Source organism: Dyella agri, from assembly GCF_044904705.1.
Classification (GTDB): Bacteria; Pseudomonadota; Gammaproteobacteria; order Xanthomonadales; family Rhodanobacteraceae; genus Rhodanobacter_A; species Rhodanobacter_A agri.
On record NZ_JADIKL010000002.1, the window covers coordinates 352396 to 378390 of the forward strand.

21 protein-coding genes are annotated in these 25995 nt (G+C 67.9%); 16 read left to right on the top strand and 5 right to left on the bottom strand.

Annotation, left to right across the window (positions count from 1 at the left end):
• The first annotated feature begins 127 nt into the window (after nt 1-127).
• From ISP14_RS04115 to ISP14_RS04170, 12 genes are all read left to right on the top strand, one after another.
• A complete protein-coding gene (locus ISP14_RS04115) occupies nt 128-649 on the top strand; it encodes an RDD family protein (RefSeq protein WP_404536462.1) in 522 nt (173 codons plus the stop codon).
• Complete coding sequence (locus ISP14_RS04120; protein WP_404536463.1) at nt 649-1329, top strand: RDD family protein; 681 nt, start codon at nt 649-651, stop codon at nt 1327-1329. Before ISP14_RS04115 ends, ISP14_RS04120 begins: the two co-directional genes overlap by 1 nt.
• Nucleotides 1326-2303: a stage II sporulation protein M gene (locus ISP14_RS04125; RefSeq protein WP_404536464.1), complete on the top strand. Its 978-nt coding sequence runs from the start codon at nt 1326-1328 to the stop codon at nt 2301-2303. Before ISP14_RS04120 ends, ISP14_RS04125 begins: the two co-directional genes overlap by 4 nt.
• Nucleotides 2293-3792 carry a DUF4129 domain-containing protein gene (locus ISP14_RS04130; protein ID WP_404536466.1) on the top strand — a complete coding sequence of 500 codons (1500 nt, stop codon included), beginning with the start codon at nt 2293-2295 and terminating at the stop codon, nt 3790-3792. Before ISP14_RS04125 ends, ISP14_RS04130 begins: the two co-directional genes overlap by 11 nt.
• Nucleotides 3789-4886: a DUF4350 domain-containing protein gene (locus ISP14_RS04135; protein ID WP_404536467.1), complete on the top strand. Its 1098-nt coding sequence runs from the start codon at nt 3789-3791 to the stop codon at nt 4884-4886. Before ISP14_RS04130 ends, ISP14_RS04135 begins: the two co-directional genes overlap by 4 nt.
• Nucleotides 4883-5896 carry an AAA family ATPase gene (locus tag ISP14_RS04140; RefSeq protein WP_404536468.1) on the top strand — a complete coding sequence of 338 codons (1014 nt, stop codon included), beginning with the start codon at nt 4883-4885 and terminating at the stop codon, nt 5894-5896. Before ISP14_RS04135 ends, ISP14_RS04140 begins: the two co-directional genes overlap by 4 nt.
• A complete protein-coding gene (locus ISP14_RS04145; RefSeq protein ID WP_404536469.1) occupies nt 5893-7200 on the top strand; it encodes a DUF58 domain-containing protein in 1308 nt (435 codons plus the stop codon). Before ISP14_RS04140 ends, ISP14_RS04145 begins: the two co-directional genes overlap by 4 nt.
• Before the next feature lie 242 nt (nt 7201-7442).
• The gene (locus tag ISP14_RS04150) at nt 7443-7931 is read left to right on the top strand and encodes a YcxB family protein (RefSeq protein ID WP_404536470.1); all 489 of its coding nucleotides are present in this window, start codon (nt 7443-7445) and stop codon (nt 7929-7931) included.
• 86 nt (nt 7932-8017) lie between these two features.
• Nucleotides 8018-8365, top strand: coding sequence for an ankyrin repeat domain-containing protein (locus tag ISP14_RS04155; protein WP_404536471.1), 348 nt, complete (start codon nt 8018-8020; stop codon nt 8363-8365).
• Between the two features lie 142 nt (nt 8366-8507).
• The gene (locus ISP14_RS04160) at nt 8508-8846 is read left to right on the top strand and encodes a hypothetical protein (RefSeq protein WP_404536472.1); all 339 of its coding nucleotides are present in this window, start codon (nt 8508-8510) and stop codon (nt 8844-8846) included.
• A gap of 1085 nt (nt 8847-9931) precedes the next feature.
• A complete protein-coding gene (locus ISP14_RS04165) occupies nt 9932-10318 on the top strand; it encodes a VOC family protein (protein WP_404536474.1) in 387 nt (128 codons plus the stop codon).
• Nucleotides 10319-10443: 125 nt separating this feature from the next.
• Nucleotides 10444-10827 carry a hypothetical protein gene (locus ISP14_RS04170; RefSeq protein WP_404536476.1) on the top strand — a complete coding sequence of 128 codons (384 nt, stop codon included), beginning with the start codon at nt 10444-10446 and terminating at the stop codon, nt 10825-10827.
• A gap of 235 nt (nt 10828-11062) precedes the next feature.
• Here the strand turns inward: ISP14_RS04170 and fusA are convergent, their stop codons facing one another.
• Entirely contained in the window at nt 11063-13102 is a 2040-nt protein-coding gene (gene fusA / locus ISP14_RS04175; protein WP_404536477.1) for an elongation factor G, read from the bottom strand.
• Between the two features lie 294 nt (nt 13103-13396).
• On the opposite strand from fusA, the gene ISP14_RS04180 reads away from it, so the two are divergent.
• The 3 genes from ISP14_RS04180 (at nt 13397) to ISP14_RS04190 (ending at nt 17419) form a co-directional block, all read left to right on the top strand.
• On the top strand, nt 13397-14359 hold the full coding sequence (locus ISP14_RS04180) for a hypothetical protein (protein ID WP_404536479.1): 963 nt from the start codon (nt 13397-13399) through the stop codon (nt 14357-14359).
• 31 nt (nt 14360-14390) lie between these two features.
• Complete coding sequence (locus ISP14_RS04185; protein WP_404536480.1) at nt 14391-16364, top strand: hypothetical protein; 1974 nt, start codon at nt 14391-14393, stop codon at nt 16362-16364.
• 125 nt (nt 16365-16489) lie between these two features.
• Complete coding sequence (locus ISP14_RS04190) at nt 16490-17419, top strand: hypothetical protein (protein WP_404536481.1); 930 nt, start codon at nt 16490-16492, stop codon at nt 17417-17419.
• Nucleotides 17420-17475: 56 nt separating this feature from the next.
• Here the strand turns inward: ISP14_RS04190 and ISP14_RS04195 are convergent, their stop codons facing one another.
• The 3 genes from ISP14_RS04195 to ISP14_RS04205 form a co-directional block, all read right to left on the bottom strand.
• Nucleotides 17476-19746 carry a xanthine dehydrogenase family protein molybdopterin-binding subunit gene (locus tag ISP14_RS04195; protein WP_404536483.1) on the bottom strand — a complete coding sequence of 757 codons (2271 nt, stop codon included), beginning with the start codon at nt 19744-19746 and terminating at the stop codon, nt 17476-17478.
• On the bottom strand, nt 19743-20279 hold the full coding sequence (locus tag ISP14_RS04200; protein ID WP_404536485.1) for a (2Fe-2S)-binding protein: 537 nt from the start codon (nt 20277-20279) through the stop codon (nt 19743-19745). The genes ISP14_RS04195 and ISP14_RS04200 overlap by 4 nt, the downstream gene beginning before the upstream one ends.
• Before the next feature lie 188 nt (nt 20280-20467).
• The gene (locus ISP14_RS04205; RefSeq protein ID WP_404536487.1) at nt 20468-22390 is read right to left on the bottom strand and encodes a S53 family peptidase; all 1923 of its coding nucleotides are present in this window, start codon (nt 22388-22390) and stop codon (nt 20468-20470) included.
• 312 nt (nt 22391-22702) lie between these two features.
• Between ISP14_RS04205 and ISP14_RS04210 the strand changes: the two genes are divergently transcribed.
• Entirely contained in the window at nt 22703-24220 is a 1518-nt protein-coding gene (locus ISP14_RS04210; RefSeq protein WP_404536488.1) for a fumarate hydratase, read from the top strand.
• A 310-nt stretch (nt 24221-24530) separates the two neighbouring features.
• Here ISP14_RS04210 and ISP14_RS04215 read toward each other — a convergent pair whose 3' ends face one another.
• Nucleotides 24531-25988, bottom strand: a complete 1458-nt coding sequence (locus ISP14_RS04215; protein ID WP_404536489.1) for an FUSC family protein — start codon at nt 25986-25988, stop codon at nt 24531-24533.
• Nucleotides 25989-25995 lie beyond the last annotated feature (7 nt).

Below are 25995 nucleotides of genomic sequence, written 5' to 3' on the forward strand. Positions count from 1 at the left end.
CGGCCGTTTCCGCGCCGCAAGTTCCTGCCGCCCGGGTGCCTAGGCAGCCGTCGAAAAGCGCCTCTATACTCGCGCGACACGCCCAGTACAGGGGATGGGCGGCCAGGGACTGCAACAGGGGATGACGATGGAAAGCAATCCGTACGCGGCGCCTGCCGCGGTGGTGGAGGACGTGGTCGGCAGCTATGCCGACGACCTGGAAAGCCGCAAGGCCGGCCGCGGCAAGCGGCTGGGCGCTGCGCTGCTGGATGGCCTGACCAACTTGCCATGGCTAGGTTTGTTCGCGTGGGCGGGCGTGATGTATTACAACGCGACCCGGCAGGGATTTCCGGCGCCACGCACAGGCGGCATGTTGATCTTCCTCGGCTTCGTGGTGATGCTCGGCCTGTTCGTGGTCAACTGCATGATGCTGCACCGTAGCGGCCAGACCATCGGCAAGCGCGCGCTGGACATCGCCGTGGTGCGCAGCGACGGCAGCCCGATCACGGTGCTCCGCTACATCTTCCTGCGCGTGGTGCCGGTGGCCCTGCTCGGCGCGGTCCCGCTGGTGGGACGCTTCGTCGGCCTGATCGATCCGCTGCTGATCTTCGGCAAGGAACGGCGCTGCCTGCATGACTTGATCGCCGACACCATCGTCGTCGACGTTTGATGCTGGACTCCGTCCGCGAGATCGAGACGCCTGAAGGCATCTCGCTGCGCCTGCGTGCGGCCGGCCCGCTGACGCGCGCGCGGGCGTGGATGATCGATTCGCTGATCCGCCTGGTGCTGCTGATGCTGGGCATGGTGCCGCTGTCGCTGCTTGGCACCGGCGGCCACGGGCTGGCGATGCTGCTGATGTTCGCCCTGCTGTGGGCGTACTGGGTGATCTGCGAGCTGTGGCTGGATGGGCAGAGCCTGGGCAAGCGGGCGATGGGCCTGCGCGTGGTCAACCTGGACGGCACGCCGGTGACCTGGCTGCCGTCGGTGACGCGCAATCTGCTGCGCGTGGTGGACGCCTTGCCGGGCGTGTATGGCGTGGGTCTGGCCAGCACGCTGGTCGATCCCTGCGCGCGGCGGCTCGGCGACATCGTGGCCGGCACGATGGTGGTGCACACAAAGGAACCCTCGATCGGCCAGCTGGTGCCGTCGGCGCCGGCGCGGCCGCTGCCGGTGCCCTTGGCGCCCGAGGAACAGGCGGCGCTGGTCGACTTTGCCGAGCGCGCCGGCCAGCTCACCATGCAGCGCCAGGAGGAACTGGCGAACCTGCTGGAGCCGCTCACCGGTTGCCGCGACGGCGCCGCGGTGTCGCGCTTGCTCGGCTACGCCAACGGCTTGCTGGGGCGTCCATGAAACAGGAACGCTTCGTGGCCATGCACGCGCAGGAATGGGACCAGCTGCAGGCCTGGCTGGGCGAACTCGACCGCCAGCCCGTGCGCGGCATGCGCCGCGAACAGGCGCTGGAGTTTCCGGCCGCGTACCGGCGCATCTGCCATCACCTCGCGCTGGCGCGCGGCCGCGGCTACAGCCACGAGGTTACCGAGCGGCTGCAATTGCTGGTGCAGCGCGGCCATCGCGTGCTGTATCGCCCGCCGCCGCCGCGCTGGCATCGCGCGGCCGCCTTCCTGGTCGTCGACTTCCCGCGCCTGGTGCGCGCGCAGTGGCGCTGCATGGCGCTGGCGGCCGCTTTGTTCTACGTGCCGGCGCTGGCGCTGCTGGCCTGGTTGCAGATACACCCGGAACTGGCGCACACGTTGTTCAGCAGCGCGCGGCTGGCCGAGTTCGAGCGCATGTACGACCCCGCCAATCCGCACCTGGGCCGCAGCAGCGGCACCAACCTGCAGATGTTCGGCTTCTATGTGTTCAACAACGTCAGCATCGCCTTTCGCACCTTCGCGTCGGGTCTGCTGTTCGGCGTGGGCGCGATCTATGTGCTGGGCGCCAACGGCATCATCATTGGCGGAGTGGCCGGCCACCTCACCGCGATCGGCTACGGCGGTCCGTTCTGGCGTTTCGTGGTGACCCATTCGGCGTTCGAGCTGAGCGCGTTGGTGATCGCCGGCGGCGCCGGCTTGCAGCTGGGGCTGACCTTGCTCGCGCCCGGCCGGCGGCGGCGCGGGCCGGCGCTGGTGGAAGCCGGCTGGATCGGTGCGAAGCTGGCGCTGGGCGCCTTCGCGATGCTGGTGGTGGCGGCGTGCATCGAGGCGTACTGGTCGTCGCAGGCGGCGCTGCCCGATGCGCTGCGCTTCGGCAGCGCCGCGCTGGCCTGGCTGCTGGTGCTGGGCTGGCTGGGTTTGGGAGGCAGGGCGGGTCGGCATGGAGCTTGAACGGATCGGCGTGGTGCTGCGTCCGCGCGAGTCGCGCGAAGCCCTGGACCTGGGTGCCGCGATGCTGCGTGCGAACGCCGGTGCGGTGTGGTCGGCATGGTTCGCCTTCACCGTGCCGCTGTTCGTGCTGTGCAACGCGCTGGGCCTGCTGCTGCAGTTGCCCTGGCTGGGCCTGCTGCTGACCTGGTGGCTGAAGCCGCTGTTCGACCGCGTGCCGCTGTACGTGCTTTCGCGCGCCGTGTTCGATCGCGCGCCGCGCTGGCGCGAGACGTTGCGCGGCCAGCGCGCCATGCCATGGAGGCCGATCGTGGCCGGGCTCAGCTGGCTGCGCCTGGACAGCCATCGCGCCTTGCGCCTGCCGCTGGAACTGCTCGAAGGCGCGCCGCGCCAGCAGCGCGCCGCGCGCTGGAAAGTGCTGCGCCGCAAGCTGGTGGGCGAGGCCAGCCTGCTCACCTGGGGTTGCCTGCAATTCGAGCTGGTGCTGTTCCTCAGCGTCTGGATGCTGGCCGTGTGGCTGCTGCCCAAGGAATGGTGGCCGGCCTCGTTCGCCGATTTCTTCCGCCGCGACCTGCACAGCGGCGGCACGGCCTGGATGCTGGCGGCATCGACCGCGACCTATCTCGCGATGAGCGTGATCGAGCCGTTGTACGTGGCCTGCGGTTTCGCGTTGTACCTCAACCGGCGCACCGAACTGGAAGGTTGGGACATCGACCTCGCGTTTCGCCGGCTGCGCGCGCGCCTGCAGGGGTTGGGCAAGGTGCTGGGCGTGCTGCTGCTGTGCCTGTGCTCGCCGCTGGCAGGCCATGCCGCAACGGCGACGGCAGCGGCGCAGAAGCCGGCGACAACCACGCCGCAGCAAGTGTTCCACCAGCCGCTGGATGACGACGATCGGCGCTTCGCGGCGGCCGCGACCCAGGTGTATCGCGATCCGCATTTTGGCGGCGAGCATCATGTGCGGCGCTGGGAATTGAAGTACACCAGCCCGCCGCCGCAGCGCGTGGACATGGGCATGGCTCCGCTGCAGTTGCTGTCCGGCGTGTTCAACATCTTGCTGTGGCTGCTGGTCGCGACGATCGTGGCGGCGCTGGGCTGGTTTGCCTGGCGCTGGCGCGGTACGGGATACGAAGCGACCGAGCCGGCACTGGAGGCAGCCTCCCATGTGACGGTGGACGAAGCGCCCGAGGTCTTGCCGCAGGACGTGCCAGGCGTTGCCCGCGAGCTGTGGCAGGCGCGCCGCCGGCGCGAGGCACTTGCCTTGCTGTATCGCGGTTGCGCCGAACGCATCGCGCAGCAGCTGCAACTGCCACCCGCGGTCGATGCCACCGAGGCGGACTGGCTGCGCCATGCCGCCGCGCTGGACGATCCGACGCAGACACGGCGTGTCACCGCGATCGTGCGCACCTGGCAGTACGCCGCCTATGCCGGCCGCTACCCCGACCAGACCGCGTTCGAGCAGTTGCTGGATGGCTGGTCCGGAGGCGGCGCATGAAGCATCGTGGCCTGCTGGTCGCAGCGCTGGTGCTGCTGGGCGTCGCCCTGCTGGTCGGCCTGTTCTTCGCCACTTTCCAGCGGCGCGACGTGGTCGAGCCGACGCCAGCCAGCGGCATGGCGCAGACCAACCCCTTGTTCGCGCTCGAGCAAGTGTTGCGGGACGTGGGCGAGCCGGCGGTGTCGCTCACCACGCTGGACCCGCGCCAGGCGCCGCTGCAGCCGGGCGACACCGTGCTGGTCGCCGCCGATGCGGGGCGCATCGATGCGGAAACCGCCGCGCGATTGATCGCCTGGGTGCGGCAAGGCGGCCATCTGCTGCTGATGCCCGGAGCGGAGGCGCGTGCGCCGGTGTTTACGGCACTGAACCTGCTCGATCCGCGTCCCGGCAAATTCGCCTGCAGCCCCCTCGGCGACGAACGCGGGGCGGCGAAGCTGTGCGGCCTGCGCTTCCGCTTGCAGCCCGCGGCTGCGCCGCTGGCAGACGCGGTGATCGGCGATGCGGGCAACGGCTACCTGTTTGCGCGTACCGCCGTGGGCCGCGGCCATGTCAGCCTGCTTGCCAGCTTCATTCCACTGGAACGGCTGCAGCTGAAGCAGGCCGAGGCACAGCATTTCGCCTGGCGCTTGCTGGCGCCAAACCGTGGCCGCGGCCAGGTCTACCTGGTCTATGCGCTGGACGGCCAGCCGTTCCTGAAGCTGCTGGTGACACAGGGTTGGCCCGCCTTGCTGGCACTGGCCCTGCTGCTGGCAGCGTGGATGGCGATGCGCGGCGCGCGCTTCGGCCCGCTGATGCCGGCACCCGTGCCGCATCGCCGCGCACTGCTCGAACACGTGCAGGCCGCAGGCGAATTCCTCTATCGCCGCGACGGCGGCCGCGGCCTGCACCAACTGGCCTGCCAGGCCGTGCTGGAGCGGCTGCGCCGGCGCGATCCCGCTTCCGCACGCCTGAACGGCGAAGCCCTGTACCAGCGCCTCGCCGAGCGCGGCGGGCTCGATGCTGCGCAGGTAGCGCAAGCCTTCCAGTCACCCGCGAACGCGCAGGCGTTTCGCAACTCCCTTTTCACCCTGGCGCGACTCAGGAGCCGCCCATGACCATCGAGACCCTTGCCGCCCCGGCTGCCGTACCGGCCGCCGCGATGCCGATGCCGATAACCGAGCTGGGCGAGCACGCCCGCGCGCTGCGCGACCAGGTCGGGCGCGCCTTCATCGGCCAGTCCGAGGTGTTCGAGCAAGCGTTGCTGGCGCTGCTGGCCGCCGGCCACGTGCTGGTCGAAGGCGTGCCCGGGCTGGGCAAGACCTTGCTGGTGCGTGCGCTGGCCGCCGCGGTGGGTTGCAGCTTCGGTCGCATCCAGTTCACCCCCGACCTGATGCCGGCCGACGTCACCGGCCACGCGGTATACGACCCCAAGACCGAATCCTTCCGCATCCGCCGCGGTCCGGTGTTCGCCAACCTGCTGCTGGCCGACGAGATCAACCGTGCGCCGGCCAAGACCCAGGCCGCGTTGCTGGAAGCCATGCAGGAAGGGCAGGCCACCATCGAGGGCCGCCGCTTCCCGCTGCCCGCACCGTTCATGGTGGTGGCCACGCAGAACCCGATCGAGCAGGAGGGCACCTACGCGCTGCCCGAGGCGCAGCTCGACCGTTTCCTGGTCAAGGTGCTGATCGGCTACCCCGGCCTGGAGGACGAACGCCGCATGGTGGCCGCGGTGGTGGACGGCAAGGTGGCCGCCGACCTCGATGTGTCCAACGTCAGCCAGGTGATCGACCAGGCCGGCCTGCTGGCGATGCAGCGCGGCGTGGCGGCGATCCGCATGGATGCGGCGGTGACCGACTACGCCGTGCGCATCGTGCGCGCTACGCGCGAGTGGCCGGGCGTGATCGGCGGCGCGGGTCCGCGCGGCGGCCTGGCGCTGGCGCGGTTGGCGCGTGCGCGCGCCGCACTCGATGGCCGCGATTTCGTGACGCCGGACGACGTGCGCTCGGTCGTGTTGCCCGCCCTGCGTCATCGCCTGCTGCTGGCGCCCGAGGCGCTGCTGGAACGCCAGCGTCCGGATGACGTGCTGGGCGCACTGCTGCACAAGGTGGTCGCGCCGCGCCAATGAGGCCTGCACCGCTATTGCTATGGCTGTTGGTGGTCTGGACCGCGCTTGGCGTGGTGGCCAGCCTCGGCCGGCTGCCGTTGTCGGCATGGCTGGTGTTCGGCGCGGCGCTCGCCGTGCTGGGTGTGCTCGATGCCTGGCGCCTGCGCCGTACCGCCTCGCCCGAACTGCGCCGCGAGCTGGCACCAGTGCTGCCGCTGGGACCGGAAGCGACGGTGGCGCTGCACCTGCGCAATTCCACGCGTCGCAGCCAGCCGCTGCACCTGCACGATCTGCATCCCGGCGGCTGGGCAGTGCGCGGCCTGCCGCGTCGCGTCACGCTGCCGCCCGGCGGCGCACTGCGGCTGGACTACGCCACCACGCCCGATGCGCGCGGCCAGTTCCATTTCGGCGGTTGTCACGCGCTGCTGCCTTCGCCGTGGCGGCTGTGGCACGGGCGGCGCGTGCTGGGCGAGCCGTCGTCCACCCGCGTCTATCCCAACTTTGCGGTGCTGGCCGAGCTGGCCGGGCTCAGCGTGGAACTGGCCTCGCGCAGCGTGGGCGCGCGCCTGCAGCGCCGTCGCGGCGAAGGCACCGAGTTCCAGGAATTGCGCGACTACCGTGACGGCGACAGCCTGCGCAAAATCGACTGGAAGGCCACCGCGCGCAGCCACCGGCTGATCTCGCGCGAGTACCGCGAGGAGCGCAACCAGCAGGTGATCCTGATGCTCGACTGCGGCCGCCGCATGCTGGCCCAGGACGGCCCGCTGGCCCATTTCGACCACGTACTCAACGCCTCGCTGGCGCTGGCCAGCATCGCCTTGCGCGAAGGCGACGCGGTGGGCCTGCTGGCCTGCCTCGGCCAGCAACAGCGCTGGCTGCCGCCGCAACAAGGCAGCGGCGGTATGGATCACCTCTTGGGCGCGGGCTACGACCTGCACGCGCAGCCGCTGGCCACCGACTACCTCGCCGCCGCCGGCGCGCTGCAGACGCACCAGCGCCGGCGTGCCCTGGTGATCGTGGTCACCAACGTGCGCGACGAGGACGACAAGGAACTGCGCGCCGCGCTGAGCCTGCTCTCCCGCCAGCACCTGGTGGTGCTTGCCAGTCTGCGCGAGCAAGCGCTGGACGATGCCGCCCACGAACCCGGCACGACGCTGGAAACCACCATCCGCAGCGCTTCGGCGATGCATTACCTCGCCGAACGCGAGCGCGTGCACGAGACGCTGCGACAGGAAGGGGTGAACGTGCTGGATGTGCGTTGCGCGGAATTGTCCGGGGCGTTGATCGAGCGGTATCTGGCGATCAAGCGGGGGAATCGGTTGTGAGGGGAGGGCGGGCTGGCTGAGGGCAGGTCGCCCTGCGCGCTTGCCGCTGCGGATCTCGGGGTGGGAGGATCGTCGCGCAGCCGACGTCAGCGAGAAAGGCTGCAGGATTAGACGGCGGGGTTAGGCGGCATGGTTGAGGGAAATTCGTTGACTTGCATGGAAGCTTTTGTTGGCTGTGAGCTGATTTGCCGGGTTGGGCTGCAGGATTGCGCTGCAATTTGAAACCTACTTTGAGTTAGCCAATGCATCGCACAATCCTCACCTACGACAAGCCACTTCTCCACCAGGCCGTCAGCGGTTTTTGGTGGCGCGTCGTTGGTTTTCGCTTTCTTTTAGCACTTGCACTAGTCGGTACCGGGCTCATCGTCTCCATTCGCGGAGGAGACACATCGTGGGTCGTGGGGGTTCTGGGCAGCGTGCTCGCTCTCGGCATCTATTTCGCTGTGGCGCTGTACGTTGTCCACTATCGCAACGCTGTTCATAAGTTAAGAGCCATGGGCAGCCCTCAGGCCACGCTCGAAGCTTCCGAGAATTCTCTATCACTTTCTTCAGGTGCTGGTACTGCTTCGCTTCCATGGTCTGCCATCACAGAGGTGTGGCAGTTCAAAACTTGCTGGCTGCTTATGCTATCCAAGTCTCAGTTCCTCACTCTTCCGCTTGCGAGCTTGACACCAGAGTTGGCGGCATTCGTACTCGCCCGCGTACAAGCGTCAGGCGGTAAAGTTGACTAACAACTCGTGCAAGGCGGACGGCTACGCCGTCGCTTAACTCCAGCGTTAGGCCGCAGTGGCGGTTCTATGAGGAAGAGGAAGCATTCGTGCCATCGCCGCTAACCGACGCTGAGCTTCTCGAGCTCAAGGCCGCATTCGCCGACCTCATCAACTATGAGTCGGACGACCCTGAAAAGCCAATCGAGCCACTCTCTTATCGCGCGCCTGACGGCGATAGCTGCTTGCACGTCGCTTCTCATCGCGGCAACCTTCGTGCGGTTCAGCTTCTTGTGCGGGCTGGCCTAGACATCAATGCACCTGGAGACATGGGCTACACCCCACTTCACTATGCTGCAACCGCCGAGGTCATTGAGTTCCTGTTGGCTAATGGCGCTTCTCCCACGATCAAAAACGAGTTCGGCTCGTCCCCCATCGGTTGGAAGGACCGCTCCTAGTGGCTCTACTAGCAAAGCGCTCCGAGGTTTGCTCCCTAACTATGCGCTCAAACGGACCTGCGTGGAGTAGGCTGCTTGCTCTATCACGCATCCCGGCCGCGCAGGCTGCTTAGCTTGGGCGTTAGGCTGTCAGAGGGGATTCATGGATACGTACTTTGCATTGGGAAAAATCATTGTCGGGTTTGCCGTAATCGCCCAGCTCTCACTTCTTGTAATCTACGCTTGGGCACTCAAGCGCAACCGAAGTCGCTGCTTCACACTACTCGCCGCAGGCGCTCTCGTTGGCCTTGTCTACGCGGTCCTCGGTGGGCTGCCGTTTTTTATCTCTCTGAATCTTTCTACACACTTGCTTATTGCCAAAGCAACATTTGCACTGCTTGTCGTTGGTTGCGCTCTTGGCATATGGGGCATGCTTCTGCTCGTGCGCTCCCATTTGAGCCTGGTAGAGCAGGCTTCAGGTGGCTCCTGTGCGCGCACGTGACAATTCGCTCAAGGCGGGCGGCTACGCCGCCGCTTGACTCCGGCGTTAGGAGTAAAAAATGGAATGTTTCGCTCATTCGAATTCAAATGCGGTTGGTATCTGTAAGTCTTGTGGCAAAGGCGTATGCCACGCCTGCGCAATTCCGGTCATGCGAGGTCTCGCTTGTTCCGCCGAGTGCAAGCCCATCGCAGAGTCACTCTCAAGAGCTCAGCTAGTCTCCATCCGCAACATTGGACTTGCTTCAGCGCAACGTACAATGCAGCCGTTTTTTGCTGTTATTTTATTGGGCCTTGGCCTTTTCCTCTTGGCAAGAGGCAGCTCGGATGCATTCACATGGTTCTTTATCCTCACCGGAGGCGGTATCGGCTTAGCTCTGCTCGCGTCGTGGCGCAAGCGCGGCAATTGATCTGCGCACGGCACTCCTGACAATTCGCTCAAGGCGGACGGCTACGCCGCCGCTTAACTCCAGTGTTAGGTTGCAAGGAAGACCCAAGTGAGCGACCCGTACAGTTCATGCGCGATGAAACAGACTTTCGCCATCGGCACGCGAGTCCTCGTTTCAGCGACTTGCGGTGGCTGGCGCAACGACTTTCGTGGCGTCATATCCAGCACTTCGGAAACTATCCAAACAGTGCGAGGCGAAGATTACCTTTACTGGGTACAGTTCGATGCTCCGCAGCATGATCTGAGCAGCGACGGCCCGTACTGCAAGGCTCAGATACTCAGCCGCTGCCTCACACATGCAGCCTAACATTTCGTTCAAAGCAGACGCCTCCGGCGCCGCTTAACTCAAGCGCTAGAGGGCAGAATGAAGTACGCAGACGGCCGAAACATTGAACCCGGCGACATCGTCCAGATCGATGTGGTTCATCGTGGGACGGTCATGGCCTCGATGGACACCGATCAGTACCTGCCGGGTTGGGAGGACTAGTCTTACCTCAAGCAGGGGATCATGGTGGACACCAGCTTTGGTGGTTTGGTGCACTACACCTCTGAGGCCACGGACGAACTAGTACTCATCTCGCGGCCAGCCCGCTAACTAAACATTCAAGTCCTGACGTTAGCTACAGCCAAGGAGGATTCGCATGAAACGCGTTACCGGCATAGGCGGCATCTTCTTCAAGGCCAAGGACCCGAAGGCTCTGGCCGAGTGGTATCGGGTTCACCTGGGCGTTCCGGTCGAGGTGTGGGGCGGCGCGGCGTTCCGTTGGGCGTCGCCAGACAATCCGTCCGGCACCGGCACAACCGCATGGAGTACGTTCGCGGCTGACACCGACTACTTCGAGCCGAGCCCGGCGCCTTTCATGGTCAATTACCGGGTGGCCGATCTGCACGCCTTGCTTGCCGCCTTGCGTAACGAAGGCTGCAACGTCGTCGACAAGATCGACGAGTCCGAGTTCGGCAAGTTCGGCTGGGTCATCGACCCGGAGGGGAACAAGGCGGAGCTGTGGGAGCCGCCGGCTGGCCGGTGAGTCCTGGGGCTAAGAGCCGTCGGGCGTGCCGTGGTGCAGCCAGGGTAGGGAACACATGTGTGTGAGTCCAAGACGGCAAGCGTCCTAGCTGCCCGCATTCACTCAAAACTGATCAGGGGGGGATCATGGAAAATCCGTATCAGAGTCCGGGCGCCGTCGTGGATGTCCGGGAGAAGCCAAACGTCTCGTTAGGCGATGTGGTTTCCGGTCAGAAGCTGGTGATCTACGCGATCCTGCTGTACTTCCTGGCAGCGGCGCTTCGCACCGTGATCGGTCCGATTTCCCTGCTGCTCGTATTTGCATGCCTGGTCATGTCTTGGATTGGCATTTACCAGATCGCGTGTGGCCTGAGCTATCCCCTTTGGTGGCGAGTCATCCTGCTTTTGCTGATGCTGGTCCCGTTGGTTGGGCTGCTGGTGTTGGTGATGCTGAGCTCCAAGGCCACGGGGCGACTGCGGAAGGCGGGTTATTCAGTGGGGTTGATGGGGGCAAGGGATTACCAGGAATGATCTGATTGATTGGCATCCAACGGCTCACAGTTGCTGGATCCCGGCTTTTGCCGAGATAGCGGGCGAAATCAGGGTTCCACGGGCCGCAGGTCCGAGACTCGACCAAGGCTGAGGCAACGCTTTTCAAAGGCGCATGCCCGTTTTCGACTCGCCGAATCCGCCCAAGGCCGAACCTGGCTCTGCCAGATCAACGCGCATTCGCGCGTTGATTCGCGAGCGGTCCATCCATGGACCGCTAGTCCTCTTCAAGCTTCGGCCGCCACGCCTCGCTGAGCTGCTTCTGCACCGGCGCCGGCACCGGCTCGTAGTGGCTTAGGTCCAGGCTGTAACGGCCGCGTCCGCCGGTCATGGCCTTGAGTTCGGTGGGGTAGTCGGTGAGTTCGGCCAGCGGGGCCTGGGCGCGGATCATCAGCTCCCCGCCGCGCCGGCTGTCGGTGCCGAGGATGCGGGCGCGCTTGCCGGCGAGGCCGCCGGTGACGTCGCCGACGTCGCTTTCGGGGATGGACACCTCCACGTCGACGATGGGCTCCAGCACGATGGGGCGTGCCTTGCCCACGGCGTCGAGGAAGGCCTTCTTGCCCGCGCTGACGAAGGCAACTTCCTTGGAGTCGACCGGGTGGTATTTGCCGTCGTATACGGTGACGCGCAGGTCTTGCAGCGGGTAGCCGGCCACCGCGCCGCGTTCCATTGCCTGACGCACGCCTTTCTCGATCGCGGGCAGGAACGTGCCGGGGATCACGCCGCCCTTCACCGCGTCGACGAATTCGAAGCCGCTGCCGCGTTCCAGCGGCTCCACGCGCAGAAACACTTCGCCGAACTGGCCGGCGCCGCCGGTCTGTTTCTTGTGGCGGTGGTGGCCTTCCGCCGGCGCGGCGATGGTTTCGCGGTAGGCGATGCGCGGCGGATGGGTGACGACTTCCACGCCGTAGCGTTCGCGCATGCGTTCCAGCGTGATCTTGAGATGCAGTTCGGAGAGACCGCGCAGCACGGTTTCGTTGAGTTCCTTGTGGTGCTCCATGCGCAGGCAGGGATCTTCCTCGGCCAGCCGGCCCAGCGCGTTCGCCAGCTTCTGCTCCTGGCCCTTGTGCTTGGGTTCCAGCGCGAGGCCGAACATCGGTTGCGGGAAGCGCATCGGCGCGAGGTGGATGCGGTCTTCCTCGTGCGCGTCGTGCAACACGGCGTCGTAGTGGATCTCCTCCACCTTGGCCACCGCGGCGATGTCGCCGGGCACCGCCTGCTCGATCTCCACGTGGTTCTTCGCACTAGGCCGGAACAGGTGGCCCACGCGGAACGGCTTGCGGCCGTCGTCAACGAGCAATTGCCCGTCGCGGCGTACGGTGCCCTGCCATACGCGGAAGATGCCGAGCTTGCCCACGAAGGGGTCGTTGACGATCTTGAACACGTCGGCGATCACGTGTTGCGTCGGGTCGGCGTTGACGGTGATCGCCTCGCCTTCGCCGTTGACGAAGGGCGGCGGGTTGCCTTCGGCGGGATTCGGCAGCAGGCGGTCGGCGATGTCCAGCAGTTCGGCCGCGCCCGCGCCACTGCGCGCGCTGGCGAAGCAGATCGGCACCAGATGTCCCTCGCGCAGGCATTGCTCGAATGCGTCGTGCAACTGCTCGCGGCTCAGTGCGGCCTCGCCCTGGTCGAGGTAGGCGCCCATGGTGGCCTCGTTGATCTCCACCACCTGGTCGAGGATGCGCTGGTGCGCGGTGGCCAGCGAGGAGAAATCGGTGGTGCCCTCGGTGTGGAAGAAGCAATCCAGCACCTGCTTGCCGCCTTGCGCGGGCAGGTTCACCGGCAGGCACTCGGGGCCGAATTCCTCGCGCAGTGCTTCCACCAGCGCGCTGAGATGGGCGCCCTCGAAGTCGATCTTGTTGATCACCAGCACGCGGGCGAGGCCGCGCGTGCGTGCGTGTTCCATCATGCGGCGCGTGCTGTGCTCGATGCCGTTGACGGCGTTCACCACCACCATCACAGTTTCCACCGCGGCGAAGGCCGAGAGCGTGCCGCCGCGGAAGTCGTCGTAGCCAGCGGTGTCGATCAGATTGATGTGGCAGCCGCCGCGGTCGATGCCGGCGATGCAGCTGTCGATGGAATGGCCGCGCGCTTTCTCCTGCGCGTCGGTGTCCGACTGCGTGGTGCCGCGCTCGACCGAGCCTTGCGACTGGATCACGCCCCCGGCGTGCAGCAAGGCCTCGAACAGCGTGGTCTTGCCGCTGCCGGCGTGGCCGGCGAGCGCGATATTGCGGATGCTTTCCGTGTTGTAGGACACGATGCGACCCTCCTCTGCTAAAGACATGGCATCGTGTGGCATGAGCGGCGCCGCACGAAAGCCGCGCGTGGCGACTGGCGGGCCGTCATGGTCGTCCGGGCGCAGACGCGGGGGCGGTCATGGCGGGTGAGTTTGGCGATAGTACGTCGCCGCGGGGTTAGCCTCGCGTCAACGCTGGGGACGGTTCGCGGGAACCGTCGCCGTTCGCCGCGGTCTTGGGGGTACGGTTCAAACAGCGCCGTTGATACTTTCTCATCCTTCCACCGGCGCACAGGTATCCCCATCGTCCCCCGCATGCAGGCCGAAACCCGCGCCACGCCGCCGCCCGGCTCCGACCGGGACGGCGCGCTTGCGCTCGATATCGCCACCGCCGCGCGGCTGCGCCGACAGCGCTGGCGCGAACCCTCGCGCGGGTACCGGCTGGCGTGGCTGGTGTTGCTGGTCACCGGATTGCTGCATTTGCTGTTCGCGGTGGTGGTGTGGCGGGCGATGCGTCCGCCGCCGCTGCCGCCGGGCAACGCCGTTGCGGCCACCGACATGCTCGAGGTGCGTTTCATCCCCGCGGCCACCGCGCCGGCCGCGAAGGCGCCGCCACCCGTGCCGCTACCCCCTCCGCCGCGCGCGCCGTCGCGGCATTCCACCGTACCTGCGGCGAAGCAGGCGTTGAGCGTGCAACTGCCCGCGCCTGCACCCGCGGCCAGCGTGGCCGCGCCGCGACTGTTCGACCGCAACGGCCAGATCATCTTGCCGGCCGCCGCCAGTACCGCGCCGTTGCCCGAATACGTGCAGCACCTGCCGCAGGGCGATACCCGCATCATGCAGCACAACAACCCGGTGAAATACCAGGCCACCCGCTTCGAGAAGGACTGGGGCAACGGCACGACCAACAGCATCGACGACGCGCTGCAGAAGGCCGTGGACAAGACCACGGTGAAGCACACCTTCCATCTGCCCGGCGGCATCCACATCCATTGCGCGGTGGCGCTGGCGGCGCTGGCGGGCGGCTGTGGCGGCGACCCGCCACCACCACCGCCGCCGAAGGACGGCGACGTGCGCCTGAACATGGCGCCGGCCCGGCCACTGGCGCCTGGCCTGAACACGCCGAAGCCGCCGCCGCTGTCCGAATGCATCGCCTTGTACCGCGCCGGCAAACCGCTGGCCGAAGGCTGCCCCAGCGACACGCCGATCCGCGCGGTGGACGAGGAGATGCGCGAGCAACGTGCGAAGCAGGCAAAGCAGGCGGCGGGGCAGCAATAGAAGTTGCGGTAGCGCCCGCTACACTCGCCACATGCCGCTGCCCACGGACCCGAACGCGTCGCGCCCGCCCAACCAGCGGCCGTCGCAGGTATTGCTGAACTCGCCGTTGGCGACCGCGTCGCGCCTGCGTATCCAGCGCACGCGGCGCGACGAGCAGCCGCGAGTGCTCTGGCGGCGCGTGCTGGCCGTCGTCGGCAGCATGCTGATACATGTGTTCTTCCTGTTTGCCTTCATTCTCGGGCCGGCCTGGGAGCCGCCGCCGCCCGGCGAAGCGAAGCCGGCGCAGTTGCAGGCGCATTTCATCGAGTTGCCCGAACTCGCGCCGCCACCGCCGCCGAAGGGCGAGCCGCCGCGCCAGACAGGACCGGTGCATCAAGGCCACGCAGCGGCGAATCCGGGGGCGCGTCGCGCCGCGAGCGCCAGCGCCGCGCGCAAGTCGCCCAGCCCGCCCGCCGTCGCCGCGCAGGCAACAGCCGCGCCGCGCGCAAAGAGGGCAGCGGCACCGGTTCCGCCGCCCAGCGTGCCGCAGCCAGCGCCCACGCCGCGGTTGCAACCGGTGCCGCTGGCGAACCAGCCGCCGCCGGTGGACCTGCCCAAGCCCACGCTACAGCCGCCGGTGCCGCCGAAGTTCCAGCCGCAACCCGTGCGCGCGCCGCAGGTCGAGGGCAATCAGCCGATGCCGCCGCCGCCATCGCTGGCCTTGCCGAAGCTGCCGCCGCAGGCGCCGCCGGTGATCGCGCCACCCAGCGTGGCGCTGGATCGCGTGGCGCCGAACACCCCGGCGCCGACCATCGTGCAGCCAGTGCGGGTGGATCTGCCTGCGGCTCCGCCCGCGCCCGAACTGCAAGCCGTGCCGCTGCCGGCGCAGGCTGCGCCGCAGGTAAGCCTGCAGGCCTCGCTCAGCGTGCCTGCGCCTAGCGTGCCGCGGCATCTGCCGAAGCTGCAGGCGCCGGCACCGGTCGAAGTGCCGGAAGAACAGCCGCTCGCTGCGATCCCGCAAGCTGCGACTGCCACGCCCAGCGTGACGCCGGCACCCAAGGCCACAATCAAGATCGCCAACGACCAGGCACTCACCCGGATCAGCCAGCTGGCGCCGGTCGCCGTGTCGTCCGACGCGAGCACGGCGGCAGCCAGCGCATCGAACGCGTCGGCAGCGCAGTCGACCGCGGCGAACGCTACGAGCGAGGCCGCCGGCAAGGCGGGCGAAACCGCCGCACCAGATGTCAGCACGGCGCCGAACGCAAACCCGCAGGGCAACGACAACGCCCGTCCCGGCGAGCCGCAAGGTGAGACCAACGGTGTCGAAACGGCCACCGTGCACGGCAAAGGCCCGCCGACATCGCATGGCCTGGGCCACGCCACCGAGGGTGCGGCCGGCAAGGGTGAGGGTGAGCAGCCGGGGGCGCATGAAGGGCTGGGTGCGGGTACCGCCGCCACGGGCGCGCCGCCACCCGGCGAAGCACCGGGCAACGTGCCGGACTTCGTCCAGCTCAAGCCGACCGGCGACACCACGGTCATGCGCCACCAGATCAACGGCGTCAACTACAAGCCCACGCGCTTCGACCCCTACTGGACGCCCAAGGGCGAAAGCTCGGTGGATACCGCGCTGCGCCACGCGGCGGAAAAGACCACGATGCAGCACACCTTCCACCTGCCGCGCGGCATCCGCATCAAGTGCCAGGTGATGCCGCTGGTGCCGGTGGCGCTGCTGGGCTGCGGTGGCGCCGATCCGCCGCCGGCGCCGGTGGCGCAGAAGGTCTACGACCGACTCAATCTGCCAGACCTGCCCGGCGGCAGCGTGCCCAGCGTGCCGCCGCCGGCGTCCGCGGCGAGCGCAGCGGCACCCGCGCACGTGGCGTTGGACAACAGCGTGCAGTGCGCCGAGGCGCGCGTCGCCGGCGGCCCGTTGCCGCCCGGCTGTCCGCCGAGCGGGCCGGTAGTGAAGCGCTACCTGCCTGCCGCCTCGTCCAGCTCCTGGGTGCCGGCCAGCGACCAGTTCCATTGAACCGGCTGGGGGAATGACAATGAGCGACGCCTGATGCCTGTGTTCGATCGCGATGGCCGGGTTGGCATCTTTGCTTCGCTAGGCCGGTTGCGGGCGTGACAAACACCATGGATCGAGGGGGTCACATGCGTCGTCGATACAGCTTGGCGGTTCTGTGCATGGTCGCGGGGCTTGCGCTGTCGGCTTGCGCGGGCGGGATGCAGCGCAGTTCGCCGGCAAGCGCGGACGCCGCGCCGGAGATCATTCCCTTCGTCCTGACCGCGCAGAACAACATGGTCGTCAAGGCGGAACTCAACGGCACCGATTCGCTGGACCTGATGCTGCACACCGCGGCGACCGACGTGACCTTGACCGAGGAGGCCGTGCGCCGTTCGACCAGCCTCCGCTTCGATCGCGCGGACAGCGTGAAGAGCTGGGGCGGCAGCGAGACATCCCGCTACAGCACCGGCAACCGTTTGCGGATCGCGGGCCGGGAGTGGAAGGACGTCACGGTCTGGGAGGACAAGAACTCCGGTCATGGGACCGACGGCAAGTTCGGCCTGGACCTGTTTCGCGGCAAGATCGTCGAGATCGATTTCGAGCGCCGGCGCATCGTGCTGTACGAGCGGCTTCCGGCCGAGGTGGCCGGTTTCAGGAAGCTGGCGTTCGAAGCGCATAACGGCAGCATGTTCGTCCGCGCCGATTGCGTGATCGACGGCGTGGCATACCCGCACCTGTTCCTGTTGCACTCCGGCTATGCCGGTGGCGTGCTGTTGGACGATGCCTTCGTGGCGGAAACGGGGATCGACAAGAAGCTCAGGATCGTTGACGAGACGGTGCTGAAGGATTCCTTCGGCCATGCGATCAAGGTGCGCAAGGCGGTGCTGCCGGCTTTCGCGCTCGGCGGCACGCAGCTGGCGGACGTGCAGGCGGGCTTCTTCGCCGGCCAGATCGGAGCGCAACGGATGAGCGTGATCGGCGGCGACGTGCTCAAGCGGTTCAACTGGATCATCGATGCCGCGCATGGCGAGCTCTATCTGCGCCCCGTCGGCGCGTACGGCTCGCAACGGAGCTGAGGCAGGTCAAGCCGCGGCCCTCCGCCACGGCCGGAAGCCGGCCGCGGCGGAACGCTTCACAGCATCCGCAGGAATTCCTTCATCAGCGGCAAGCGGCGCACGCGCACCGCGCTGACGCGGAATACCGAATTGGCGAGCGCAGGAGCGGCCGTGGGCATGGCGAGGAAGCTGGCGCCGGTGGGCGGGCGACCGTCGTCGGGAACGGTGATCACCTCCACGGCGTTGGGCAGCAAGGCCATGCTGCCCAGCGGGTAGTCCTTCCATTCGCGTTGCTGGATCTGGCCGTCTTTGTAGGTGATGGCGAGATTGAGCGCGGTGGAGAGCGCATCCAGCGTGGCGCCGGCGACCTGGCCTTCGAGGCCGAGTGGGTTGATCACCCGGCCCACGTCCACCGCGCAGACGACGCGCTCGATGCCGAGCTTGTCGCCCTGCAGAGAGGTTTCGATGGCGTGCGCCACGTAGGCACCGTCCATCGCCCAGCAGGCGATGCCGAGGCCGTTGACGCTGCGCAGCCAGTTCTTCCAGCCGATGCGGTCAGCGACCAGCTGCAGCACGTTGCGCAGGCGGTCGGTATCGAGCACGCCGCCGTTCTTCAAGGCGATCGTGCGCGGCTCGCCGATCAGGCGCAGGCGGGTCTTCAGCGGATCCTCGCGCAGCTGGTGTGCGATCTCGTCGACGAAGCTTTCCACCGCGAACGCGTTGGACAGGTGTGGCATCGCGCGGTGCGGGCCGCGCGGCAGCGAGGATTCCAGCGCGTACCAGTCGCTGCGGTAATTCGGCACCAGGCCGGCAGGCAGCTGGTCGGGCTGCACTTCCGAGCTCCACAGCCGGTCGGCGGGCACGCCGCGCCCGCTGAGCGCGGAGGCGCTGGCCAGGCGCTGGTTCCAGGTGACCAGGTTGCGCTTGCCGTCGATGGTCGCGCTGATCTTGTGCATGCAGGCCGAGCGGTACCAGTCGTTGGCGAAATCCTGGTCGCGGGTCCACAGCAGGCGCACGGGCTTCTGCACCGCCTTGGCCAGCATCACTGCTTCGGCCACATAGTCGTGGTCGAGCCGGCGACCGTAGCCGCCGCCCACGCGCGGCACGCGGATCTCGATCTGGTCGGGGGCGAGCCCGGTGAGGCGCTGCACCACCGCCCAGGCCTGCTGCGGCGCCTGGGTGGGCAGCACCAGGCTGGCGCGGTCTTTGTCGATGCGTGCAAGGCAGTTCATCGGCTCCGGGCAGGCGTGCGCCAGCCAGGGCTGGTAATAGCTGGCCTCGAAACGGCGCGCGGCATGCTTGCCGACCTTCTCCACGTCGCCGTCGTCGCGCACGCGCGTGGTGGGCGCGGTGTCGCCGTCGAGCAAGCTGGTGGCCTGCTGCTCCAGTGCGCCGCTGCTGGCTTCGGCGCCGGCGCCGGGTTTCCATTGCAGCTTGAGCTTGTCGCGGCCTTCGAGCGCGGCCCAGGTATTTTCGGCCAGCACCGCCACCGCGGGTGCGATCACGGTGTGGCCCGGCAGCTGGCCAGGCTCGGGCTTGAGCTGCATCACCTTCACCACGCCTTTCACCGCCAGCGCGGGGGTGGTGTCGATGCGCTCCAGCGAGCCGTCCTGCCATGGGCTGTGCAGCAGCACGGCGACCAGTGCTTCGGCCTCGTGGTGGTCGATCGCGTACTTCGCCTGGCCGGTGACGATGGCGTGCGCGTTGACGTCGCCCACCGGCTTGCCGATCAAGGTGTAGCGCTCGGGCGACTTGGGCAGCGGCGCCTGCTTGGGCAGGTCGAGCTTGCTGGCGTCGTCGACCAGGCTGCCGTAGGTGACGCGGCGGCCGTCCGGCGCGATCACTGTGCCGGCCTCGCAGCGCAGGCGATCCGCGGCGATGCCGAGCCGGCGAGCGGCGGCCTGGGTGAGCAGCCAGCGCGCGAGCGCGCCGGCCTGGCGCAGGTCGCTCCAGGCGGCGGGGATGGAATCGCCGGTGCCGCCGCGCTGGCGGCCGTAGCTCCATTGCGGCTGGCCGTTGTCGGCGGCGCCGACACCGAGGCCCAGGTGCACCACGTTGACCCGGTTCCAGTCGGCGTCCAGTTCGTCGGCGATGATCATCGGCAGCGCGGTGGCGACGCCGGTGCCGGTATCGGGGTCGCGCGCGCCGATCAGCACGTTGCCTTCGACGTCGATGCGCACGTAGGCACCGAGCTCGTGGAAGTGGTTGCCCAGCCATTCCGGCGGCAGCGGCGGCTCGCTGGCCTCGGCCAGGCGCACGCCCACCACCAGCGCGCCGGCGGTGCCGGCGAGGATCTGCAGGAAGCGCCGGCGCGACAGCCGGATGCCGTTCGAGCTGTTCGCACTCATGCCTGGCCCACCTTGCCGGCGGCGACGCGCTTGATCGCGGCGCGTACCCGGGTCTGGCAGCCGCAGCGGCAGGTGTTGGACAACTGGTCGATGTCGGCGTCGGTGGGTTGCGGCTTGCGCTTCAGCAGGTCGATGCCGGCGATCAGCCAGCCCGGCGTGCAGTAGCCGCAGCCGATCGCGTCCTCGTCGATGAAAGCCTGTTGCAGCGGGTGCAAGGCGCCGTCGTTGGCGGCCAGGCCTTCCACCGTGGTGATGCGCCTGCCGTCGAGCTTGGCCATCGGCTGGGTGATCGCGGATACCGGCTTGCCGTCCAGCAGCACCAGGTCGGCGCCGTTCTCGCCATGGGCGCCGCCGTATTTGGTGCCGGTGAGCCAGAGCACGTCGCGCAGATACCACAGCAGCGGCATCTGCGGATCGCCGGTATGGACGAAGTGCTCGCCGTTGACCTCGATGCCGATGCCGTTGCGCGCCGCCTCGGGCACGATGCTGCTGTCCGGAACGACCGGCACACCGTGGGCTTGGGCTGGCGCCATGCGAAATCTCCTCAACCGTATCCGCGCATTGTCGCATTGCCGCGGCCGGCATAGGAATGCGCGGCGCTGAATGGGCCGGCCTGCCGGAAACGACGACGGCCGCTTGCGCGGCCGTCGTCCCGGCGAAACTGCGGCCTCGGAGCCTGTTCGACGTCTCCGCGGGCTATGTGGAGAGATTGAGCAGGCTCTCAGCGACCGCCGAGGAACAGGTTGAGGTTGGCGACGTCGAGCGTGCCGATACCGGCACCCGGCGTGTAGTTCGGCGCACCGTAGTAGAACCAGTTGTCGCCCGCCTTCACGCTGTTGAAGGCCGACCACGGGCCATAGCCGAAGATGTTCTGCAGCAGGTATACCTGCGGGTTCCAGAAGCCCACGCGATGGCCCGTGCTCTGCGCGAGCAGGGCGCTGACGCCATTGAGCTGGGGCGCCACGAAGCTGGTGCCGCCTTCCTGGACCACGCCGCCGTCAGTGGTGGATACCACGATGTAGCCGCTCTCCGGATCGGCATTCAGCGCGATGTCCGGCACGTTGCGGCCGCGGAAATTGGCGGGCAGGTCGAGCAGCGGGGTGGGGCCGGCGCTGGGATCGTTGTAGACCAGCGACTGGTTGCGCTCGCTGCGGCGGATGCCGCGGGTGAGCCACTGGTAGATCGGCTCCCGCCAATACACGCTGACGCCGCCGCCGCCGCCGGTCGAGAACAGCACGGCGTGCCAGCCGCCGGCGATCGGGGCGTAGGCATCGAGGTAGGACTGCAGATAGTCCCAGCCCCACACGCTTTCCTGCTTGACCGAGGCCACCGGGCCGCTGCCGAAGCTGAAGGAGTAGGGCACCGTGGTGCCGCCGGCGGCGGTGATGTACGGATCGGAGGCGGGTGAATCCACCGTCAGCGGTGCATTGAACTGGCCCGGGCCGGTACCCGTGCCCAGTCCCTGCACGGTGTCGTAGGCGCCCGAATCGCCGGAGGCGGCGAACACCGACTGCCCCTGCACGGCGGCTTCCATCAGGGTCTGGTGGAAGGCGCGCAGATCGCCCACGTCGGTCGTGTCGGTGATGCTGGCGCCGGGCGTCTGCAGTGCGGCGAAGTTGTAGATCTCCGGCGCGCCCCAGCTGGTGGAGATGCTGTCCGCCTTGTTGTCGGAAACCGCCTTGGCGAACGCGTCGATGAAACCGTTGCCGGCGTTCGGCGCGTCGTACACGATGATGTTCGCGTACGGCGCGATGCCGCCGGACTGCTCCACGTCCAGCGCGGTTTCGCCGCTGCCGCCGTCGATGGCGCCGCCGCCGTCCACGTGCACCTGGGTGATGCGGTTCGGCTTGGTGGCCAGGCCGATGGCGTCCCAGTAGGTCTGCGCGTCGGCCGGATAGAAGTCGGACAAGGTCACGATCGCCACCGTCGCGCCTTTGCCGCTGATGCCGTGCTGGTACAGCGGATTGATGTTGTAGAGATCGGCCACGTCGCCCACGGTGTAGCTGCCCGGTTGACCGGTGGCGGTGGGGTTGCCGCTGGCGCTCTTGCTCAATGCCCTCAGCGTGAGCGGTTGCTGCGGCGATGCCGGCAACTGCGGCGCGCGGATGCGGTGCGACAGGAACTGCCGTTCGTTGCTGAGTCCGCTGGCGAAGATCACGCTGCCTGCCAGCGCCGCCGGCATCTGCGGCGCCGTGGCGGGGCGATGGAAACGCCGGCCGGTGGTGGCCGAGACGTAGTCGTGGATCGGTGTCTGGAAGATCGCACTGAACTGGGCAAGCGTACCGTTGGTCTCGATCGCCAGATGGTTGGCCAGCACCTGGCCGCTCAGGCCGTGCTGTTGCAGGAACGCCTGCACCCGCGCGATGTCCGCGTCGCTGGCGCCGTACTGGCTGGCGAACTCGCCGGTGCTGAGGAACTGGCGATAGTGCGCGCTGCCGGGGGTGATGGTCTGCCGGATGTAATCCTGCAGCGCCGCCTCGTTGCGCAGCTTCAGCATCAAGGTGACATGCACGGGCTGGCTCGAAGTGGCCACGCCCATGTCGATGCTTGGCCGCACGTCGGCGGCGAGTGTGGTACTGCCCACGCCTGCAAACAGCAGGGCGAGGCAGCTGGCCAGGGATTTGCGATGCAGCTTCGCGAACATGGCACTTTCTCCTGATGGCAAGCAATTCAGGCGTGCACGGGCGACGGCATATCGCCGCGGCGCCTTCCGGTCGATCCGCAAGAGCGTTTCGTCTGAAATCTGGGTTTCCCCAGCGACGTCGTCGGTCTCCCCTGACGACTGGCGTTGCGCCGCCTTGTGAGCCTACTGCGGGGCATCGGGCGCCGGTAGTACCGCAGGAAATTGCGCGCCAGAATCGCAAGTTTGGGTGCGCGTGCGGGCTGCGGCACAATAGGGAGTTGGCGCCGCCGGTCCACGGCTGCAGCGCCCCTCATCCCCGCCGAAGCCATCGCCATGACCGCCATCAAGCAAGCCGACCTGATCCAGTCCGTCGCCGACGCCCTGCAGTACATCAGCTATTACCACCCGGTCGACTACATCAAGAGCCTCGCTGCTGCGTACGAGCGCGAGGAGTCGCCCGCCGCGAAGGATGCGATGGCGCAGATCCTGATCAACTCGCGCATGGCCGCCGAGGGCCATCGCCCTCTGTGCCAGGACACCGGCATCGTCACCGTGTTCCTGAAGATCGGCATGAACGTGCGCTGGGACGATGCCACCATGGGCGTGGAGGACATGGTCAACGAAGGCGTGCGCCGCGCCTACAACCATCCGGACAACAAGCTGCGCGCCAGCGTGCTGGCCGACCCGGCCGGCCGCCGCCTCAACACGAAGGACAACACGCCGGCGGTGGTGAACGTGTCGGTGGTGCCGGGCGACACCGTCGAGGTGATCGTGGCCGCCAAGGGTGGCGGCTCGGAGGCGAAGTCGAAGTTCGTCATGCTGAACCCCTCCGACTCCATCGTGGACTGGGTGCTCAAGACCGTGCCGACCATGGGCGCCGGCTGGTGCCCGCCGGGCATGCTTGGCATCGGCATCGGCGGCACCGCGGAGAAGGCGATGCTGCTGGCGAAGGAGTCGCTGATGGAACACATCGACATCCAGGAGCTGATCGCGCGCGGCCCGCAGAACCGCGTCGAAGAGCTGCGCCTCGAGCTGTACGAGAAGGTCAACGCGCTGGGCATCGGCGCGCAGGGCCTGGGCGGCCTCACCACCGTGCTCGACATCAAGATCAAGGACTACCCGACCCACGCGGCCAACCTGCCGGTGGCGATGATCCCGAACTGCGCGGCCACCCGCCACGCGCACTTCACGCTGGACGGCTCGGGTCCGGCGACGCTGGATCCGCCCTCGCTGGAAGACTGGCCCAAGCTCACCTACAACCCGCAGAACGCACGCCGGGTGAACCTCGACACCATCACCAAGGAAGAGGTCGCCAGCTTCAAGCCGGGCGAAGTGCTGCTGCTCAACGGCAAGCTGCTCACCGGCCGCGACGCCGCGCACAAGCGCATGGTGGAGATGCTCAACAAGGGCGAGTCGCTGCCAGTGGATTTCAACGGCCGCTTCATCTACTACGTCGGCCCGGTCGACCCGGTGCGCGAGGAGGTCGTCGGACCGGCCGGCCCCACCACCGCCACCCGCATGGACAAGTTCACCGAGCAGGTGCTGGCGCAGACCGGCCTGTTCGGCATGGTCGGCAAAGCGGAGCGCGGCCCGGCCGCGATCGAGGCGATCAAGAAGCACCAGTCCGTTTATTTGATGGCGGTGGGCGGCGCGGCCTACCTCGTGTCAAAGGCGATCAAGGCATCGAAGGTGCTGGCCTTCGAAGACCTGGGCATGGAGGCGATCTACGAGTTCGAGGTGAAGGACATGCCGGTGACCGTGGCGGTGGACAGCTCGGGCACCTCGGTGCACCAGACCGGGCCGAAGGAATGGCGCGCGAAGATCGGCAAAATCCCCGTAGTCATCGAATAAAAGCCGTGCGCACAGCGCACAGCTTCGCCTCCTCTCCTCGCCGGAGAGGGGGTTGAGGTGAGGGCGAGTGCTTGCGAGCGAGCTGGTTCGAAGCGCAGCGCATGTTTTTACCTCCTCTCCCCATCGGGGAGAGGATTGAGGTGAGGGGCGGGTGCTCGCGAGCGGGCTGATTCGGAGCGCAGCGCACGCTTTTGCCTCCTCTCCCTCCGGGAGAGGATTGAGGAGAGGGTGCGGGACTTGCGCGATAGGGCTTTTCAGGTAAGCCCACCTTCGCCGCCGCCCATCGCTTGCAGCGGAGCACCGAAGCGAATCACCGCGCCTGCGCGACTGAGGCGTCCTCCCGCAAGGCCACCCCGTGCTGCGCGCACGCTGCTTCCATTGCCTCGCGCAGCGCAAGCAGCGCCGGCAACAGTCGTTCCGTTTCGCGCAAGGCCTGTCGCGCCGCACCGACCGCGCGCCGCACGTTGCCCGGCGTGGCGCCTTGTTCGATCAAGGTCAGCGCAGGCGCACGACAGCCGGCCAGCGCCTCGATCCAGTCCGCCGGCTGGCGCCAGCGCGGTCGCAGGCCGAGCATGCGGGCAGCGCGGAAGGCCGGCGCCAGCGACACCACCGCATTGAGCGCATGAACGAAGTGCGCCGGTCTGCGCGGCGTGATCGCCGGGTCCAGCGCCTCGCCCAGTGCGGCCAGCGCATCGGCCATCCGCCGGCGCAGCACGCCGGTGGAAGGCACCGGCAGCACCAGCCAGCCCACGGCCACGCCGATCGCGGCGCCGGTGGCGATCGCCGCCAGCCGCAGCGTCATTTCCGAGGTCGCGGGCAGTCCGGCGTAGTTCTGCAACAAGGCCAGTGCCACGGTGACGCACAGCGCCCACCACGCGTAGTTGAGCGGGCGCAGCCAGCTGCCCAGAAACACCGCAAGCAAGACCATCGCCGCGGTACCGCTGCCGTGCGTGCCGGCCGGCGCGGCCAGCAAGGCCGCGGCAAGCGTGCCGCCGGCCGCGCCGCCCAGGCGCAGCAGGCTCTTGTACGCCACCTCCAGCCGGCCGCGATTGCCGCTGTGCACGATGAACGCGGTCAGCACCACCCACGGCCAGTGCCTGCCGAACCCGGCGTGCCCCACAGCGAAGGCGATGGCCAGCGCCACGGCCATCTGCAGCGCCATGCGCGTGGTGGCCGAGGGCCGCATCCGGCCGGGGCTGGTCCGGGCCGGTGCGGCAGGTGGGCGGTGCGCCGGCAGCATGTCCGGCAACAGGCGCAGTCGCCGGCCCAGCACGTCCAGCAACGACACCCAGGCCAGCGCCAGCAGCGCCACCGCTACCGGCACCAGCACGGCGGGCAATGGGCCGCGCTGCACGCCGGACAGGTGCGGCACGGTGAGCACGGCTACGAACGGCAGTGCGATCAGCCGGCTGGCGCGCCGCGCCAGCTCGCCGAATTGGCGCAGCCATACCGACGCGGAAACGCCGAGGGTGAACGCGGCGGCGCCGAGCCAGGGCGCATCGCGCAGCAGCAGACCGACGCCGGTGGCCGCCAGGCCCACCAGCGGCAGGGCGACGGCCGCTTCCAGCCGGCCGCGGCGATCGCGGTCGAGCCGGCTGCGGGCTAGCGACAGGCTCAGTACCACCGCCAGTACCGCGCTGCCGGGGCCGGGGGCGAGCCACTGGGCGCAGGCCAGGGTGAGCAGGGCGGCCGCCATGGCCAGGACCGCCTCGGGCAGGGCCTGAAGCGCAGCGGCACCGTGCGCAAGGGCAGGGGTCTGGTTGCTCATGCGCAGG

What these genes read in the sequence shown, in the direction of transcription:
- ISP14_RS04145 (WP_404536469.1), top strand. Translation starts at nt 5,893, where the DNA reads ATGAGGCCTGCACCGCTATTGCTATGGCTGTTGGTGGTCTGGACCGCG.
- ISP14_RS04190 (WP_404536481.1), top strand. Translation starts at nt 16,490, where the DNA reads ATGCGTCGTCGATACAGCTTGGCGGTTCTGTGCATGGTCGCGGGGCTT.
- ISP14_RS04185 (WP_404536480.1), top strand. Translation starts at nt 14,391, where the DNA reads ATGCCGCTGCCCACGGACCCGAACGCGTCGCGCCCGCCCAACCAGCGG.
- ISP14_RS04180 (WP_404536479.1), top strand. Translation starts at nt 13,397, where the DNA reads ATGCAGGCCGAAACCCGCGCCACGCCGCCGCCCGGCTCCGACCGGGAC.
- ISP14_RS04135 (WP_404536467.1), top strand. Translation starts at nt 3,789, where the DNA reads ATGAAGCATCGTGGCCTGCTGGTCGCAGCGCTGGTGCTGCTGGGCGTC.
- ISP14_RS04200 (WP_404536485.1), bottom strand. Translation starts at nt 20,279, where the DNA reads ATGGCGCCAGCCCAAGCCCACGGTGTGCCGGTCGTTCCGGACAGCAGC.
- ISP14_RS04130 (WP_404536466.1), top strand. Translation starts at nt 2,293, where the DNA reads ATGGAGCTTGAACGGATCGGCGTGGTGCTGCGTCCGCGCGAGTCGCGC.
- ISP14_RS04170 (WP_404536476.1), top strand. Translation starts at nt 10,444, where the DNA reads ATGGAAAATCCGTATCAGAGTCCGGGCGCCGTCGTGGATGTCCGGGAG.
- ISP14_RS04150 (WP_404536470.1), top strand. Translation starts at nt 7,443, where the DNA reads ATGCATCGCACAATCCTCACCTACGACAAGCCACTTCTCCACCAGGCC.
- ISP14_RS04205 (WP_404536487.1), bottom strand. Translation starts at nt 22,390, where the DNA reads ATGTTCGCGAAGCTGCATCGCAAATCCCTGGCCAGCTGCCTCGCCCTG.
- ISP14_RS04210 (WP_404536488.1), top strand. Translation starts at nt 22,703, where the DNA reads ATGACCGCCATCAAGCAAGCCGACCTGATCCAGTCCGTCGCCGACGCC.
- ISP14_RS04115 (WP_404536462.1), top strand. Translation starts at nt 128, where the DNA reads ATGGAAAGCAATCCGTACGCGGCGCCTGCCGCGGTGGTGGAGGACGTG.
- ISP14_RS04140 (WP_404536468.1), top strand. Translation starts at nt 4,883, where the DNA reads ATGACCATCGAGACCCTTGCCGCCCCGGCTGCCGTACCGGCCGCCGCG.
- ISP14_RS04120 (WP_404536463.1), top strand. Translation starts at nt 649, where the DNA reads ATGCTGGACTCCGTCCGCGAGATCGAGACGCCTGAAGGCATCTCGCTG.
- ISP14_RS04160 (WP_404536472.1), top strand. Translation starts at nt 8,508, where the DNA reads ATGGATACGTACTTTGCATTGGGAAAAATCATTGTCGGGTTTGCCGTA.
- ISP14_RS04125 (WP_404536464.1), top strand. Translation starts at nt 1,326, where the DNA reads ATGAAACAGGAACGCTTCGTGGCCATGCACGCGCAGGAATGGGACCAG.
- ISP14_RS04195 (WP_404536483.1), bottom strand. Translation starts at nt 19,746, where the DNA reads ATGAGTGCGAACAGCTCGAACGGCATCCGGCTGTCGCGCCGGCGCTTC.
- ISP14_RS04165 (WP_404536474.1), top strand. Translation starts at nt 9,932, where the DNA reads ATGAAACGCGTTACCGGCATAGGCGGCATCTTCTTCAAGGCCAAGGAC.
- ISP14_RS04215 (WP_404536489.1), bottom strand. Translation starts at nt 25,988, where the DNA reads ATGAGCAACCAGACCCCTGCCCTTGCGCACGGTGCCGCTGCGCTTCAG.